The sequence below is a fragment of the Pseudidiomarina gelatinasegens genome (assembly GCF_004025325.1).
GTDB lineage: Bacteria > Pseudomonadota > Gammaproteobacteria > Enterobacterales > Alteromonadaceae > Pseudidiomarina > Pseudidiomarina gelatinasegens.
In genome coordinates, this window is sequence record NZ_RSFE01000027.1 from 1 (window position 1) to 1,041 (window position 1,041).

Consider the following 1,041-nt stretch of genomic DNA (forward strand, 5'->3'; position numbering starts at 1 on the left):
CATGCTCCTTGATAGCCTTGATAATCTGTTCTTCGCTGTGACGTTTTTTCATAGTGAGATCTCCAATAACCCAATTTTAATGGAAATCTCATCGATGTCATGGTTCTATTTTTGGGGGAGACGTCACTTTTCCTCACTACAAGATGTTCGCATTGAGGTATATCGTCTTGAACCCGATTGGAAAATTCAACGATGTCCGGTTCAGAGAAGGCATATAGCCATCCGACGTTGTTCTTAACATTAGGAATTAAACGTAAAACACGTCCGAGGACCTGTCTAAAGAATAGTTCGGTTCTTACGTTACTAAGGTGCACGCACACACGCAAGCGTGGGATATCAGTTCCTTCGGAAACCATTGAGACACTGACGATCCACTGTACATCAGAGTGCTTGTACTCTTCGATAGCTATGTGAGAATTAGTGTTTCGATAATTCACGACTACTGCGGATTGTTTTAATTCATTCCGTAGTATCTGATAGATGAAAAAAGCGTGCTCGACTGATTTTGCAACGATCAAGCCACCTGCTGTAGGGTGGAATTTACGAATATTAGCCAGCTTATCGACACCTAACTGTAGGATGTGATTGAGAGCCACTGAATTCTCTAGCAACGAATCGTATCTCAGGCCCGAGTTCTGAATCGCCGATTTGATAGATGAATACTCGATTCCATCTACAAGCAATTGATCATTGTCAATTAGATTGATTTCTGGAACCCTGCAGACTGACTCCCTGATTGCAGTCATCATTCCATAAGTGTAATCACTGCCCACGATACCTTCGGGCATGATGTATCGGGCTAACGTAATTGGATACTGATCGCTTCGCCAAGGGGTACCAGTCATGGATAGAATATAAGCAGCATTATCTGCTATTTTTTTGAGAATCTCTCGCCCCCAAGAATTAGCTAAAGCTGTAGTGGCATAGTTAATTTGGCCACCTGATTAGAGCTGTTATGATGACAGCATAGCAAAATTAGGTGACAAAATGACAAAGAAGAACCGTCCAAACTTTAGCCCGGAATTTAGACTGGAAACAGCA

General features: G+C 42.3%; 1 protein-coding gene. It reads right to left on the minus strand.

Features of this window, described 5'->3' with window-relative positions:
• On the minus strand, positions 1 to 788 hold a 788-nt coding region (locus EGC76_RS11880; protein WP_342772192.1), incomplete at its 3' end, for a DEAD/DEAH box helicase.
• Between the last annotated feature and the right edge of the window lie 253 nt (positions 789 to 1,041).